The sequence below is a fragment of the Streptomyces niveiscabiei genome, assembly GCF_033794345.1.
GTDB classification, from domain to species: domain Bacteria; phylum Actinomycetota; class Actinomycetes; order Streptomycetales; family Streptomycetaceae; genus Streptomyces; species Streptomyces niveiscabiei.
The window spans coordinates 380,074-395,494 of record NZ_JARAYJ010000004.1 but is presented as its reverse complement, the minus strand read 5'-3'; the positions used below and the strand labels follow the sequence as shown (position 1 = coordinate 395,494).

Sequence of the window (15,421 nt, the reverse complement as noted above, 5' to 3'; positions counted from 1 at the left end):
TTGCGGCTTGCGGCTTGCGGCTTGCGGCTTGCGGCTTGCGGCTTGCGGCTTGCGGCTTGCGGCTTGCGGCTTGCGGCTTGCGGCTTGCGGCTTGCGGCTACCCAACCAGACCTGCCCCGCCCGCCTCGCACGCCCTGCCCGCCGACCTGGCCGGCCCGACCCGGCCTAATCCGGCCCAGCCCGGCTCGACCCGGTCCGGCCTGACGCGACCTGGCTCGCCCCTGCCCGACCCGGCCAGGCCCGCTGCCGGCCCTCACCCGCTCCCGCTGCCACCCCCAACCGGTCCGGTCGGCCCCAACCGGTCCGGCCCGAGTCGTTCCCTCCGGACGTAAGCGCTTACGCAAGCGTTTACGTCCCCGGGGATTTGAGATACCTTCCCCGCCGTACCGACACCCGCCCTGCCTGCCCGCCGCCCGCCGCCCGCCGAGGGGAACCCACCATGGCAACCATGGCCGACGTCGCCCGGCACGCCGGTGTCTCCGTCGCCACCGTCTCGCACGTCCTCAACGGCACCCGCCCGGTCCTCCCGCACACCCGCCGGGCCGTCCTCGACGCGGTCGAAGCCCTCGGCTACACGCCGAACACCCTGGCCCGCTCCCTCGTCACCTCCCGCACCCGCTCCATCGGCCTCGCGGTGTCGACGCTCACCAACCCGTACTTCACCCAGATCCTCCAGGGCGTGGAGACCGCGGCCCTGGAGCACGGCTACAGCCTCCTGATCGCCGACCCGCACGACGACCCCGCCCACGAGCGCACCGTCGTCCAGCTCCTGCACGAGCGCCGGGTCGACGGCCTCGTCGTCGCCCCGTCCGCCGAACCGAGCGGTCTCGTCTCCTACCTCACCCGCCACCGCGTCCCCACGGTCCTCCTCGACCGCGTCCTCGACACCCCGCCCGGTGCCGGCCCCCTCTTCGACCAGGTCTGCGCGGACAACACCGAGCCGACCGCCGGCCTCGTCACCCACCTCGCGTCCCTCGGCCACCGCCGCATCGCCCTGATCGCCGGGCACCCCGGCCTCAGCACCACCGCGGAACGCGTCACCGGCTACCGCCAGGCCCTCACGGCAGCCGGCCTCCCCTTCGACCCCCACCTGGTCGCCCACACACCCGCCCCCCGCAGCACTCCGGCCTTCCCGGCCCCCGCAGCCCACCTCCCCCACACCGACTCGGCCATCCCACACGCCGGTTCAGCCCTCCCGGACGCCCTCCCCCACGCCGGCTCCTGCGCCCCGGAGGACCTCTCTCCCGCCGACTCCTCCGCCCCGAACACCCTCCCTCCCGCCGCCCCTCTCACCGCCGCCCCCTCAGCCCTAGGCCCCCTGAAGCACCCCGCCTCCCCCTCCCCCGAGCAGGCCACCGCCGCTCTGCTCGCCCTCCCCGACCCGCCCACCGCCCTCGTCACCGGCAACGACGCCATCACCCTCGGTGCCCTGACCGCCCTGCGGGCCCGCGGCCTCACCGTGCCCGGCGATCTCGCCCTGTGCTGTTTCGACGACTTCCCCTGGGCCGACCTCCTCTCTCCCCGTCTCACCGCCGTCGCCCAGCCCGGCCGGGAGATCGGGGCCCGTGCCGTCCGTCTGCTCCTGGACCGCCTCGCCGAGCCGGCCCGTCCGACCCGCACCGTCCGCCTCCCTTCCGTCTTCGTCCACCGCACCTCGTGCGGCTGTCCCGAACAGCCCCTCGGCAGCGAGCGGTCCACGCACCGCCAGAGAGGAACCGACTCGTGATCGTCGTCACCGGAGAAGCCCTGATCGACCTGGTCCCGCTCGGCGAGGGCGCCCTCGCCCGACTCCAGCCGGCGCTGGGCGGCGGGCCGTACAACACGGCGGTGGCCCTCGGCCGCCTCGGCTCCCCCACCGCGTTCCTCTCCCGGACCTCCACCGACGCCTTCGGGGACGCCCTGTTGGAAGGGCTGCGCTCCTCGGGCGTGGACGTCTCCCCTGTGCAGCGCGGCCCGGAGCCGACCACGCTGGCCGCCGCGACCCTGGACGAGAACGGGGCCGCCGCCTACTCCTTCTACGTCGACGGCACCGCCGACCGCCTCTTCACCGCGCCCGCCGACCTGCCCCCGGGGACACAGGCGGTGGCCTTCGGCACCTGCTCGCTCGTCCTGGAACCGGGGGCGAGCGCCTACGAGCGGCTGATGCGCGACGCCTCCGCCAAGGGCCTGTTCACCCTGCTGGACCCGAACATCCGCCCCGGCCTGATCTCCGACCCGGACGCCTACCGCGCCCGCTTCCGGAGCTGGCTGCCCCACGTCAGCCTCCTCAAGCTGTCCGAGGACGACATGCGCTGGCTGGCCATCACCCCGCTCGACCTGCTGGCCGCCGGTCCCGGCGCCGTCGTCGTCACGCACGGCTCGGCCGGGCTGTCCCTGTTCCTTCCGGGCGGGAAGGTGTATCCGGTGCCCGGCGACGAGGTGGAGGTGGTGGACACCATCGGCGCCGGGGACACCGTGAACGCGGCGCTCCTGCACGGCCTGTCGGAGATGGGGGCGCTCTCGGCGGAGGCGATGGGGGGACTGGATGACGAGGCCTGGCACCGGCTCCTGAGCTTCGCCGCGCGCGCCGCGGCACTGACCTGCTCCCGGGCGGGGGCGGAACCGCCGTACGCCTCCGAACTGGAGGACTTCTGACTCGCACGCTGTGGCGTTGTCAAGGTTCGCCTGTCTGACCGTGAAACGGACGGCGCCCCACGGGAGTTCCCGTGGGGCGCCGTGACCTGTGGATCTTCTTATCGTTCATCACACGGCAGGTGTGCTGAGCTCCCCGCCGCAGCGGGGGTATCCGGCCTCAGCCACCTGCCTCTATCACTTCGCCCCTGGCTTCTTCCGGCCGCTCGTCTTCTTGGCGGGGGGCTTCGCCGGCCCGGCAGCATCGCTGATCCTCGCCGGGTCCAGGATCTCCCTCAAGAACTTGCCGGTGTGGCTGGCCGGCACCCCCGCGACCTGCTCCGGGGTTCCCTCGGCGACGACGACACCGCCGCCCGCGCCGCCCTCGGGACCCATGTCGACGACCCAGTCCGCGGTCTTGATGACGTCGAGGTTGTGCTCGATGACGATGACCGAGTTGCCCTTGTCGACCAGGCCGGAGAGGACCTTCAGGAGCTTGCTGATGTCCTCGAAGTGCAGACCGGTGGTCGGCTCGTCCAGGACGTAGACGGTCCGCCCGGTGGAGCGGCGCTGGAGTTCGCTGGCGAGCTTGACGCGCTGGGCCTCGCCGCCGGAGAGCGTGGTGGCGGACTGGCCGAGGCGGACGTAGCCGAGGCCGACGTCCTTGAGGGTGCCGAGGTGCCGGGCGATCGAGGGGACCGCCTCGAAGAAGGCCGTGGCCTCCTCGATCGGCATGTTCAGGACCTCGGCGATGGACTTGCCCTTGTAGTGGACCTCCAGGGTCTCCCGGTTGTAGCGGGCGCCGTGGCAGACCTCGCACGGGACGTAGACGTCCGGGAGGAAGTTCATCTCGATCTTGATTGTGCCGTCGCCCGCGCAGTTCTCGCAGCGACCGCCCTTGACGTTGAAGGAGAAGCGGCCGGGCAGGTAGCCGCGGACCTTCGCCTCGCTGGTCTCGGCGAACAGCTTGCGGATGTGGTCGAAGACGCCGGTGTAGGTGGCCGGGTTGGAGCGCGGGGTGCGGCCGATGGGCGACTGGTCGACGTGGACGACCTTGTCGACGAGGTCGTCGCCGTCCACGCGCGTGTGCCGGCCGGGGACGCTTCTCGCGCCGTTCAGCTCGCGCGCCAGGTGCGTGTACAGGATGTCGTTGACCAGCGTGGACTTGCCGGAGCCCGAGACGCCCGTGACGGCGGTGAAGACGCCGAGCGGGAAGGAGACGTCGATGTCCTTGAGGTTGTTCTCGCGGGCGCCGTGCACCGTGAGCTGCCGGGCGGGGTCGCGCGGGCGGCGGACGTCCGGCAGCGGGATGGACTTGCGGCCGGAGAGGTACTGCCCGGTCTGCGACTCGGTGTTGTCGAGCAGTTCCTTGTAGGAGCCGCTGTGGACGACCTTGCCGCCGTGCTCACCGGCGCCGGGGCCGATGTCGACGATCCAGTCGGCGACCTTGATGGTGTCCTCGTCGTGCTCGACGACGATGAGGGTGTTGCCCATGTCGCGCAGCCGCACCAGCGTCTCGATGAGCCGGTGGTTGTCGCGCTGGTGCAGGCCGATGGACGGCTCGTCGAGGACGTACAGGACGCCGACGAGGCCGGAGCCGATCTGGGTGGCGAGGCGGATGCGCTGGGCCTCGCCGCCGGAGAGCGTGCCGGCGGCGCGGTTCAGCGAGAGGTAGTCGAGGCCGACGTCGACCAGGAACCGCAGCCGCTCGTTGACCTCCTTCAGGACGCGCTCGGCGATCTTCTTGTCGCGCGCGTTGAGCCTCAGCTCGCCCAGGAAGTCCGCGCAGTCGCTGATGGACATCCCGGAGACCTCGGCGATGGACTTCCCCATGACCGTGACCGCGAGGACGATCGGCTTGAGCCGGGTGCCCTCGCAGGCCGGGCAGGGCACCTCGCGCATGTAGCCCTCGAAGCGCTCGCGGCTGGCGTCGCTCTCGGACTCGCTGTGCCGGCGCTTCACGAACGGCACGGCGCCCTCGAAGGGCGTCGTGTAGACCCGCTCGCGGCCGTAGCGGTTGCGGTAGCGGACCTCGATCTGGGTCTTGTGCCCGTACAGCAGGGCCTTCTTGGCGCGCTGCGGGAGCCCGGCGAAGGGGATGTCGGTGCGGAAGCCCAGGGCGTCGGCGAGGGCGCCGACCAGGCGGCCGAAGTAGTCCTTCGTGTGGCCGTGGGACCAGGGGTGGATGGCGCCCTCGTCGAGCGACTTGTCCTCGTCGGGGACGATCAGTTCGGCGTCGACCTCCATGCGTGTGCCGATGCCGCTGCACTCCGGGCAGGCGCCGAAGGGTGAGTTGAAGGAGAAGGAGCGCGGCTCCAGCTCCTCGAAGGAGAGGTCGTCGTACGGGCAGTACAGGTGCTCGGAGTACATGCGCTCGCGCTCGGGGTCGTCGGCCGGGAGGTCGACGAAGTCGAGGACGACCATGCCGCCGGAGAGGCCGAGCGCGGTCTCGACGGAGTCGGTGAGGCGGCGCTTGGCGCTGTCCTTCACGGTGAGGCGGTCGATGACCACCTCGATCGTGTGCTTCTCCTGCTTCTTCAGGACGGGCGGCTCGGAGAGCTGGATCGTCTCGCCGTCGACGCGCGCGCGGGCGTAGCCCTTGGTCTGGAGGTCGGCGAAGAGGTCGACGAACTCGCCCTTGCGCTCGCGCACGAGCGGCGAGAGGACCTGGAAGCGGCTGCCCTCGGGGAGCTCCAGGACCTTGTCGACGATGGCCTGCGGCGACTGGCGCGAGATCGGGCGCCGGCACTGGGGGCAGTGCGGTTTGCCGATGCGGGCGAAGAGCAGCCGCAGGTAGTCGTAGACCTCGGTGATCGTGCCGACCGTGGAGCGGGGGTTGCGCGAGGTCGACTTCTGGTCGATCGAGACGGCCGGGGAGAGGCCCTCGATGAAGTCGACGTCGGGCTTGTCCATCTGGCCGAGGAACTGGCGGGCGTACGAGGAGAGGGACTCCACGTAGCGCCGCTGACCCTCCGCGAAGATCGTGTCGAAGGCGAGGGAGGACTTGCCCGAACCGGACAGGCCCGTGAAGACGATGAGCGAGTCACGGGGCAGGTCGAGCGAGACGTTCCTCAGATTGTGCTCGCGCGCGCCACGGACGATGAGACGGTCGGCCACGCCGGTCCGCACCTTTCTTGAGAGAAGTGACAGGGGCGGGGCCCCCGTCTTTCCCAGACTAGGGGGAGCCACTGACAACGCCGGTCGGATTCACGGGTTGCGAACAATCCCCTGCCATCCAGCATGCCCGACGCCTGCAAGCCACCGTATCGCACGTACATTCGATTCACGGTCGCTTCAAGACTCCTTCACCCGATGGAGTGACGGGGCTAGGGTCGGCCCCATGACTGATCACGTGCGTGACCTGGACTCTGTACGGGAAGCGACGGAGCGGCTGCTGAGCGCGGTCGCCGGGCTGGACAACGCGTCGGTCGCCGAACCGTCACGGTTGCCCGGCTGGAGCCGCGGCCACGTCCTCGCCCACCTCGCCCGCAACGCCGACGCTCTGGTGAACGTCCTGGGCGGCCGTCCGATGTACGCGACCGCCGAGGTCCGGGACGCGGACATCGAGCGGGACGCCCCGCGCGCGCTGGAGGTCCACCTCGCCGACCTGCGCGCGAGCAACGCCCGCTTCCTGGCCGCGGGCGCCGCCCCGGCCGACTGGTCGCGGACGGTGGTCCTGCGCAACAACATCGAGGACAGCGCCTCCCGTATCCCCTTCCGCCGCTGGGCCGAGGTCGAGCTGCACCACGTGGACCTGGGCATCGGGTACGGCCTGAAGGACCTCCCGGAGGACTTCACCGCGCGGGAGATCGGCTTCCTCGCGGACCGGTACGCCGGTCTCGACGCGGTTCCGCCGACCCGGCTGACGGACGGCACGCGCGTGTGGCGCACGGGCCGGGCGGCGGACGTCCCCGAGGTGACCGTCTCCGGGGCCGGGGCGGAGCTGCTGGGCTGGCTCGCGGGGCGCTCCGGCGAGTCCGCGCCGGTCGCCGACGGCGGCCTCCTGCCGACGCTGCCCCCGCTATAGGCTGCGGTCATGACGTACAGCGGACAGGTGACGGTCGGTGGCCCGGCGGACGTGCACGAGCTGAAGGACCTGATGATCACCAAGATCGCGGTCGGCCCGATGAACAACAACGCCTACCTGCTGCGCTGCCGGGCCACGGACGAGCAGCTGCTGATCGACGCGGCGAACGACGCGCACACCCTGCTCGGGACGGTCGGTGACGACGGCATCGCCTCCGTCGTCACGACCCACCAGCACGGCGACCACTGGCAGGCGCTCGCGGAGGTCGTGGCGGCCACCGGCGCGCGCACGTACGCGGGGCGCGCGGACGCGGAGGGCATCCCGGTGCCGACGGACGTCCCGGTCGACGACGGTGACGTGATCCGGGTGGGCCGCGTGGAGCTGACCGCGCGTCACCTGGTGGGGCACACGCCGGGGTCGATCGCGCTGGTCTACGACGACCCGCACGGCCATCCGCACGTATTCACCGGCGACTGCCTGTTCCCCGGCGGGGTGGGCAACACCCGCAAGGATCCGGAGGCGTTCGCGAGCCTCATCCACGACGTGGAGACGAAGCTCTTCGACGTCCTCCCGGACGAGACGTGGGTCTACCCGGGCCACGGCGACGACACGACCCTGGGCGCCGAGCGTCCGCAGCTCCCGGAGTGGCACGCGCGCGGGTGGTGAGACCCACCCCGTAGAGACGCACCCCGTAGAAGCCCACCCCGTAGAAGCCCCGTCTCCGCGCCCCGTGTGAATCGCGCACCCGCGCCGGGCCGCCGCACGCGCTCCCCGCGCGCGGGTGCGTGCGGTCCACTGGTCCACGTGCCCCGCGCGGGAAGACGGCTCCCGCTCGGCACGGGCCGCCGGTCTTTCGTATTCCCCGCCCTTGGCCGGCGGCCCAGGCACCTCTGGCGCCGCCCCGTTCACGTGAGCGCAACAGACGTTCCCACTATGCGGACACCCACTGTCGTGAACTGGACAAACCGGCGCTTTCGCTGCCACTCTCCGGCCATGCGCCTCGTCCCCCGTGTCCAGCGCCGTGCTCTCACGGCCGCCGTCGTCGCCCTCCTCGCCACCGCCGTGGGCTGTGCTCCCCAGCCGGACGCCAAGGCGGGTGCGACGCCCTCCGGTTCGTCGTCCGGCGCCGCGTGCGCGAAGGGCGCCCTGACGACCACGGCGTCCGGCAAGCTGACCGTCGGCACCGACACGCCCGCGTACGAACCGTGGTTCAAGGACGACAAGCCGTCCAACGGCCAGGGCTTCGAGTCGGCCGTCGCCTACGCGGTGGCACAGCGGCTGGGGTACGGCAAGAGCGCCGTCGTCTGGCAGACCGTGCCGTTCAACAAGGCGTTCGCGCCCGGCGTGAAGACCTTCGACTTCGACATCAACCAGGTGTCGGTCAGCGCCGAGCGCAGGAAGGCCGTCGACTTCTCGTCCGGCTACTACGACGTCCGCCAGGCCGTGATCGCGCTGAAGGGCACCAAGGCAGCGCAGGCGAAGAGCCTCGCCGACCTGAAGGGCCTCAAGCTGGGCGCCCAGGTCGGCACGACGAGCCTGGAGTACATCCAGGACGTGGTGAAGCCGGGCCAGGAGGCCGCCGCGTACGCCGAGAACGACCAGGCCAAGGCCGCGCTCCAGAACAAGCAGGTCGACGCGATCGTCGTGGACCTGCCGACCGCGTTCTACATCACCGGCGCCGAGATCACCGACGCCACGATCGTCGGCCAGTTCGAGCACCGGAGCGGCACTCCCGAGCAGTTCGGGCTGGTCCTCGACAAGGGCAGCGCGCTCACGCCCTGTGTGACGGCCGCCGTGGACGCCCTGCGCAAGGACGGCACGCTCGCGAAGCTGGAGCAGCAGTGGCTGTCCGACGCGGTCGACGCCCCGGTGCTCAAGTGACGGTCACCAAGACCGAGGAGGAGCACGCGTACACCCCGTCGGAGCGCCGTCTGGAGCGCGAGCGCTACCGGCGCGCGCGTGCGCGCAGGGCGACGGCCATCGCCGCGCTGTCGACGCTCGTCGTCGGCACGGTGCTCTATCTGGTCGTCGTCAACGCGCCGGGCTGGCAGCGCACCAAGGAGACCTTCTTCGACGCGCACTACGCGCGCGAGGCGCTGCCCAAGGTCCTCGAAGGGCTGTGGCTGAACCTGCGGCTGCTGGTGGTCTGCGGGGCGGCCGTCCTGGTGCTCGGCATGCTGATCGCCATCGCGCGCACGCTGCGCGGCCCGGTGTTCTTCCCGCTGCGGGTGCTGGCCGCCGCCTACACGGACTTCTTCCGGGGCCTGCCGCTGATCATCAACCTGATGATCGTCGTCCTGGGCGTGCCCGCGCTGCGCCTCCAGGGGGTGACGGTCGATCCGGTGCTGCTGGGCGGTACGGCGCTGACGCTGACGTACTCGGCGTACGTGGCGGAGGTGTTCCGCGCGGGCATCGAGTCCGTGCACCCCTCGCAGCGTGCGGCGGCCCGCTCGCTGGGGCTGTCGAACCGGCAGGCGCTGCGCCACGTGGTGCTGCCGCAGGCGGTGCGCCGTCAGGTGCCGCCGCTGCTCAACGACCTGGTGTCCCTCCAGAAGGACACCGGCCTGGTGTCGATCGGCGGCGCGATCGACGCGGTACGCGCGGCGGACATCATCGTCGGGCGGAGCCTGAACTACACGCCGTACATCGTCGCGGGGCTGCTGTTCGTGGCGCTGACGATCCCGATGACCCGGTTCACGGACTGGGTGACGGCGCGGATGGACCGTCAGCGGTCCCAGGGAGGTACGGCATGAGCGGCGCGCCGGTGCTGCGGATGGAGTCCGTGCGCAAGACGTTCGGCGGGTCCGTCGTCCTCAGGGACGTCGATCTGGAGGTCGCCCCGCACACCGTGACCGCGCTGATCGGCGCCTCCGGTTCGGGCAAGTCGACGCTGCTGCGGTGCGCGAACCTGCTGGAGGACATCGACGACGGCGCGATCTGGCTGGACGGCGAGGAGATCACCGACCCGCGCGTGGACCAGGACGCGGTGCGGCGCCGGATCGGCGTGGTCTTCCAGTCGTACAACCTGTTCCCGCACATGACGGTGCTGGAGAACATCACGCTCGCCCCGCGCCGCGTCCACGGCGTGCCCCGGGAGGAGGCCGAGGAACGGGCCAGGGAGCTCCTGGAGCGCCTCGGACTGGCCGGCAAGGCATCCGCGTACCCCGACAGGCTCAGCGGCGGCCAGCAGCAGCGTGTGGCGATCGTGCGGGCCCTCGCGGTGCGGCCCCGGCTGCTGCTCCTCGACGAGATCACCGCCGCGCTCGACCCGGAGCTGGTCGGCGAGGTCCTGAACGTCGTCCGCGACCTGAAGGGCGACGGGATGACGATGGTGCTGGCCACCCACGAGATGGGCTTCGCGCGCGAAGTCGCCGACCAGGTCTGCTTCCTGGACGGCGGGGTCGTGCTGGAGCGCGGCAGCGCCGAGGAGATCTTCGGCGCGCCGCGACAGGAGCGCACCCAGCGGTTCCTGCGGCGGATCGTGGAGGCCGGCCGCCTGTAGCCCGGTAAGGGGCGTCAGCCATGGGCGGCGCTCCTTACCCGCTTACCCGCACAGCCTGTTCACGCCCGCGCCGACCCCGCCAGCGCCGCGACCCGCTCCACCCCGAACACGTACCCCTGCACCCCGCACCCCGCGATCACCCCGTCCGCGCGCAGGGACACGTACGAGTGGTGCCGGAACGCCTCGCGCTGGTGGATGTTGGAGATGTGGACCTCGATGACCGGCAGCCCGTCGCAGGTGTTGAGGGCGTCGAGGATCGCGACGGAGGTGTGCGAGTAGGCGCCGGGGTTGATGACGATCCCGCAGTGGTTGAGCCGTGCCTCGTGGATCCAGTCGACGAGTTCGCCCTCGTGGTTGGACTGCCGGAGGTCGACCGTGCCGCCGTGCACGGCCGCCGCCTTGGCGCACAGGGCCTCGACGTCCGCGAGCGTGTCGGACCCGTAGATCTCCGGCTGGCGCTGCCCCAGGAGGTTCAGGTTGGGGCCGTTGAGGATCATGATCGGGGCGTTGGCCAGGGTGCGGGGCACGGTTCCTCCGGTCCGGTCGGGGCGGTCCGGCGGAGCCGCCGCTCACCCCCGGTTTATCACGGTGCGCCGTTCGGGTGAGGCCCGTACCGTGCGGTCATGGCAGCTCCCGCGTATCCGCCCAAGCCGTCCCCCGGTGACCGTGTCGCCGTCGTCTCCCCCTCCGCCGGGCTGCCGGGCCTGTTCCCACGCCCCTTCGATCTCGGACTCGCGCGCCTGCGCGAGGAGTTCGGCCTCGTCCCGGTCGAGTACCCGACGACCCGGCGGACGGGCGCCACCCCGCGCGAGCGCGCCGCCGATCTGCACGCCGCCTTCGCGGACCCGGAGATCAAGGCGGTGATCGCGTCGATCGGCGGCGACGACCAGATCACCGTCCTGCCCTTCCTGGACCGCGAGCTGATCCGCGCGCACCCGAAGCCGTTCTTCGGGTACAGCGACAACACCAACCTGCTGGCCTACCTGTACAGCACCGGGATCGTGGGCTACCACGGCGGAAGCGTCATGGTGCAGTTCGGCCGCCCGCTCGCCATGGACGGCGAGAGTGCCGACTCCCTGCGCGCGGCCCTGTTCACCTCGGGCCCCTACGAACTGCGCCCCGCCGCGCGCTGGAGCGACGTCGAGGGCGACTGGGCCGACCCGGAGACCTTCACGCGCGCGCCCGAGACCCGCCCCGGCACCGGCTGGACCTGGCTGAACGCCGACCGCGTGGTGGAGGGCCGCAGCTGGGGCGGCAACGTGGAGATCCTGGCCTGGCTCCTGATGGCCGACCGTGAGATCGCCGCGGACCCTTCGGTGTACGACGGCGGCGTGCTGTTCCTGGAGACGTCCGAGGATCTCCCGAGCGCTTCGGAGGTCTTCGGCGTCCTGCGCAGCATGGGCGAGCGCGGCCTCCTGAGGCGTTTCCCGGCGCTTCTCATGGGCCGGGCGAAGACCTGGTCCTTCGAGCGGCCGAACGGCCCTCAGGCGAGCGCACAGTACGCCGCCGACCAGCGAGCGGCGGTCGAGCGGGCGCTGAAGACGTACGCCCCGGACACGATGGCCGTCTTCGACGTCGACCTCGGCCACACGAACCCTCAGGTCGTCGTCCCCTACGGCGGTGTCGTACGGGTCGACGGTCCCGCGCGGCGCGTCGTCGTGCACTACTGAGCCGCCGGGGCGCGCCCCCGATGCTCCGTGCGCCGCCGTGACTCACGGTGGTCACGGCTGGTTGACGCGGTATGCAGCCTGTACGCGCGGTGACAGCACCGGCATCACCCTCCATGCCCCGGCTCGCCGCCGCCTCCCTCGCGGGGACGGCGATCGAGTTCTACGACTTCTCCGTCTACGGGACGGCGGCGGCGCTCGTCCTGGGGCCCCTGTTCTTCCCGACGTTCTCGCCCCTCGCGGGCGCGCTGGCGGCCTTCGGGACGTTCGCGGTCGGGTTCGTCGCGCGTCCCCTGGGGGCGGTGCTGTTCGGGCATGTCGGCGACCGTCACGGACGGCGTCCGGTGCTGGTGGTGTCGCTGCTCCTGACGGGTGCGTCGACCGTCGCGGTCGGCTGCGTCCCGTCGTACGCCTCGATCGGGGTGGCCGCGCCGGTACTGCTGCTCGTGCTGCGGTTCCTCCAGGGGCTGGGGCTCGGCGGCGAGTGGGGTGGAGCGGTGCTGCTGACGGCGGAACACGCGCCGCCCGGGCGGCGGGCTCTGTGGTCGAGCTTTCCGCCCGTGGGAGGTGCCGTGGGGTTCGTGCTCGCCAACGGGGTGATGCTGGGGCTGTCGGCGGGGCTCTCGCAGGCGCAGTTCGCGTCCTGGGGGTGGCGGGTGCCGTTCTGGGCCGCCGGGGTCCTCGCGGTCGCGGGGCTGTGGCTGCGGTCGTCCCTCGCGGAGAGCCCGCGCTTCCTGGAGATCGACGACCACGCGCGCGTGCCGCTCGTCGAGGTGTTCGTCCGCCACTGGCGGCTCCTCCTGCTGACGGCCGGAGCGCTGGCCGCCGGGTACGCGGTCTTCTACGCGGTGACGACCTGGTCGCTCGCGCACGCGACGGAACGGCTCGGTGTGAGCCGTACCGTCATGCTGACGTGCGTCATGGCCGCCGTCGTCGTGCAGGGGGTGCTCACCCCGTTCGCGGCTCATCTGGGGGACCGGTTCGGGCGACGGCCGGTGTGCATGACCGGGTGCGTGCTGACGGCGCTGTGGATGTTCCCGGCGGTCGCGCTCCTGGCGACCGGTGAGCCGCTGCCGATGTTCCTCGGGATCCTGGGGGCGCTGCTCGCGTTCACCCTGATGTTCGCCGCGATCGGCGCGTATCTGCCGGAACTCTACGAACCGCGTGTCCGTTGTACGGGTGCGGCGGTCGGCTACAACCTCGGCGGGGTCATCGGGGGCGCGCTCACCCCGGTCGTCGCGACGGCGCTGGCCGAGGGCTCCGGCCGGATGCCGTGGGCAGTGGCGGCGTACCTGACGGCGGTGGCGCTGGTGAGCCTGGGCTGCTTCGCGCTGCTGCCGGAGACGCGGCCGGTGGCGGTCGTGCGAGGGCCCGCGGTGGACCGCGTCACGGGTTGACCGCCAGCTCCAGGTACGCGGCGAACAGCACGAGGTGCACGCCCCCTTGCAGCGGCGTGGCCCGCCCCGGCACCACCGTCAGGGAGCCGACGACGACGGTCAGGGCGAGCAGGACCATGTGGGTCGAGCCGAGGCCGAGGACGAGCGGGCCGGAGAGCCAGACGGAGGCAAGGGCGACGGCCGGGATCGTCAGGCCGATGCTGGCCATGGCGGAGCCGAGGGCGAGGTTGAGGCTGGTCTGGACGCGGTCGCGGCGGGCGGCCCGCAGGGCGGCGATGGTCTCGGGGAGCAGGACCAGCAGGGCGATGACGACGCCGACGACCGCGTGGTGCAGTCCGGCCGACTCGACGCCCGACTCGATCGTCGGGGAGACGCCTTTGGCGAGGCCGACCACGCCGATCAGGGCGAAGCCGAGGAGGCCGAGGCTGACGTACGCCGTCCGGACGCTCGGCAGGTCGGCGTGGTCGTCGGCGTCCAGGACGTCGCCGTCGTGGGTGACCGGCAGGAAGTAGTCGCGGTGCCGTACGGTCTGGGTCGCCACGAACAGGCCGTACAGGACGAGGGACGACAGCGCGGCGAACGTGAGCTGGACCGTGGAGAACTCCGGTCCCGGCTTGCTGGTCGTGAACGTCGGCAGGACCAGGCTGAGCACGGCCAGCGTCGCGACGGTCGCGAGCGCGGCGCCGGTGCCCTCCGGGTTGAAGACCGCCGTGCCGTGCCGCAGCGAGGCGACGAGCAGGCACAGGCCGAGGATGCCGTTGCAGGTGATCATCACGGCGGCGAAGACGGTGTCCCGCGCGAGCGTGGAGCTCTTGTCGCCGCCGTCCGCCATCAGGGTGACGATCAGGGCGACCTCGATGATCGTGACGGCGACCGCGAGGACCAGCGAGCCGAAGGGTTCGCCGACCCGGTGGGCGATGACCTCGGCGTGGTGGACGGCCGCGAGGACGGCCCCGGCGAGGACCAGGGTGACCAGCGCGACGACCGCGCCGGGCAGGTCGCGGCCCCACGTGAACACCAGGAGGACGACCGCCAGTACCGGGATCGCCGTCGTCCAGCGGGCGGTGAGCGCCCGAAGCCCAGTGATCATGCGGCGATCGTCGCAGACGGGGTGCGGGGGTGCATGTGGAGCTCCAAGGGGGTCCGGCGCAGACGAGTGATGCCCCGGCGCACGGCCGGAGCACCACTCGGGGCGGTACGGGGATCAGCTGCTGATGCTGTCCTTCGGCGAGGACTCGGTGCCGGACCCGGTGCCGTCCTGCGCCGCCTCGGCCTCCGCCTGCTTCTTGGAGGCCCTCAGGCTCGTGATGGTCGTGACGACCAGGACCGAGCAGATGACGCCCAGGGAGACCGGGATGCTGATCTGCGGGACGTGCAGCCCCGACTCGTGCAGCGCGTGCAGGACCAGCTTGACGCCGATGAAGCCGAGGATGACGGAGAGGCCGTAGCTGAGGTGGACCAGTTTGCGCAGCAGCCCGCCGAGGAGGAAGTACAGCTGGCGCAGGCCCATGAGGGCGAACGCGTTGGCGGTGAAGACGATGTACGGGTCCTGGGTGAGGCCGAAGATCGCGGGGATCGAGTCGAGCGCGAACAGGACGTCCGTGGTGCCGATCGCAAGGATGACGACCAGCATCGGGGTCATGACCCGCTTGCCGTTCTCCTGGATCCACAGCTTCGTGCCGTGGTAGCGGTCGGCGACGCCGAAGCGCTTCTCGGCGGCCTTGAGGAGCTTGTTCTCCTCGAACTCCTCGTCCTCCTCGTCGGCACGCGCCTCCTGGATGAGCTTCCAGGCGGTCCAGATGAGGAAGGCGCCGAAGATGTAGAAGACCCAGGAGAAGTTGGCGATGATCGCGGCTCCGGCGGCGATGAAGATCGCCCGCAGGACCAGGGCGATGAGCACGCCGATGAGCAGGACCCGCTGCTGGTACTGCGTGGGCACCGAGAACTTCGCCATGATCAGGATGAAGACGAAGAGGTTGTCGACGCTCAGCGACTTCTCGGTGATGAACCCGGCGAAGAACTCGCCCGAGGGCTCACCGCCGCCGAATATCGCGAGCCCGAGACCGAAGAGCCCGGCGAGGGCGATCCAGACGACCGTCCAGATCCCCGCCTCCTTGATGGACACGTCGTGCGGTTTGCGGCCGATGAAGAAGTCGACCGCGATGAGGGCACTGAGGCCCACGATCGTCAGGACCCACAGGGTCAAGGAAACATCCAC

The 15,421-nt window shown here is 71.4% G+C and carries 13 protein-coding genes; 9 read left to right on the top strand and 4 right to left on the bottom strand.

What is annotated here, in order from left to right; translation table 11 throughout:
- The first annotated feature begins 439 nt into the window (after positions 1-439).
- Together PV682_RS08075 and PV682_RS08070 are read left to right on the top strand one after the other, a co-directional pair.
- On the top strand, positions 440-1,726 hold the full coding sequence (locus tag PV682_RS08075) for a LacI family DNA-binding transcriptional regulator (RefSeq protein WP_319725513.1): 1,287 nt from the start codon (positions 440-442) through the stop codon (positions 1,724-1,726).
- Positions 1,723-2,634, top strand: a complete 912-nt coding sequence (locus PV682_RS08070) for a carbohydrate kinase family protein (RefSeq protein ID WP_319725511.1) — start codon at positions 1,723-1,725, stop codon at positions 2,632-2,634. The genes PV682_RS08075 and PV682_RS08070 overlap by 4 nt, the downstream gene beginning before the upstream one ends.
- A gap of 174 nt (positions 2,635-2,808) precedes the next feature.
- Here the strand turns inward: PV682_RS08070 and uvrA are convergent, their stop codons facing one another.
- A complete protein-coding gene (gene uvrA / locus PV682_RS08065) occupies positions 2,809-5,727 on the bottom strand; it encodes an excinuclease ABC subunit UvrA (protein WP_319725509.1) in 2,919 nt (972 codons plus the stop codon).
- A gap of 223 nt (positions 5,728-5,950) precedes the next feature.
- On the opposite strand from uvrA, the gene PV682_RS08060 reads away from it, so the two are divergent.
- The 5 genes from PV682_RS08060 to PV682_RS08040 all read left to right on the top strand — a co-directional run bounded on the left by PV682_RS08060 (position 5,951) and on the right by PV682_RS08040 (position 10,139).
- Entirely contained in the window at positions 5,951-6,637 is a 687-nt protein-coding gene (locus PV682_RS08060; RefSeq protein ID WP_319725507.1) for a maleylpyruvate isomerase family mycothiol-dependent enzyme, read from the top strand.
- Positions 6,638-6,646: 9 nt separating this feature from the next.
- Positions 6,647-7,303: an MBL fold metallo-hydrolase gene (locus tag PV682_RS08055; protein WP_055720683.1), complete on the top strand. Its 657-nt coding sequence runs from the start codon at positions 6,647-6,649 to the stop codon at positions 7,301-7,303.
- 327 nt (positions 7,304-7,630) lie between these two features.
- Positions 7,631-8,518, top strand: coding sequence for an ABC transporter substrate-binding protein (locus PV682_RS08050; RefSeq protein ID WP_319725504.1), 888 nt, complete (start codon positions 7,631-7,633; stop codon positions 8,516-8,518).
- The gene (locus PV682_RS08045) at positions 8,515-9,390 is read left to right on the top strand and encodes an amino acid ABC transporter permease (protein WP_319725502.1); all 876 of its coding nucleotides are present in this window, start codon (positions 8,515-8,517) and stop codon (positions 9,388-9,390) included. The genes PV682_RS08050 and PV682_RS08045 overlap by 4 nt, the downstream gene beginning before the upstream one ends.
- A complete protein-coding gene (locus tag PV682_RS08040) occupies positions 9,387-10,139 on the top strand; it encodes an amino acid ABC transporter ATP-binding protein (RefSeq protein WP_275657936.1) in 753 nt (250 codons plus the stop codon). Before PV682_RS08045 ends, PV682_RS08040 begins: the two co-directional genes overlap by 4 nt.
- Positions 10,140-10,198: 59 nt before the next feature.
- Here the strand turns inward: PV682_RS08040 and aroQ are convergent, their stop codons facing one another.
- Complete coding sequence (aroQ, locus tag PV682_RS08035; protein ID WP_319725497.1) at positions 10,199-10,666, bottom strand: type II 3-dehydroquinate dehydratase; 468 nt, start codon at positions 10,664-10,666, stop codon at positions 10,199-10,201.
- Positions 10,667-10,762: 96 nt separating this feature from the next.
- Between aroQ and PV682_RS08030 the strand changes: the two genes are divergently transcribed.
- Complete coding sequence (locus PV682_RS08030) at positions 10,763-11,809, top strand: S66 family peptidase (RefSeq protein WP_319725496.1); 1,047 nt, start codon at positions 10,763-10,765, stop codon at positions 11,807-11,809.
- A 113-nt stretch (positions 11,810-11,922) separates the two neighbouring features.
- Positions 11,923-13,203: an MFS transporter gene (locus tag PV682_RS08025; protein ID WP_319725621.1), complete on the top strand. Its 1,281-nt coding sequence runs from the start codon at positions 11,923-11,925 to the stop codon at positions 13,201-13,203.
- Here the strand turns inward: PV682_RS08025 and PV682_RS08020 are convergent.
- Both PV682_RS08020 and PV682_RS08015 read right to left on the bottom strand, forming a co-directional pair.
- Complete coding sequence (locus tag PV682_RS08020; protein ID WP_319725494.1) at positions 13,193-14,293, bottom strand: calcium:proton antiporter; 1,101 nt, start codon at positions 14,291-14,293, stop codon at positions 13,193-13,195. The two genes, PV682_RS08025 and PV682_RS08020, sit on opposite strands and share 11 nt — an antisense overlap.
- A gap of 114 nt (positions 14,294-14,407) precedes the next feature.
- Entirely contained in the window at positions 14,408-15,421 is a 1,014-nt protein-coding gene (locus tag PV682_RS08015; RefSeq protein ID WP_055722948.1) for a TerC family protein, read from the bottom strand.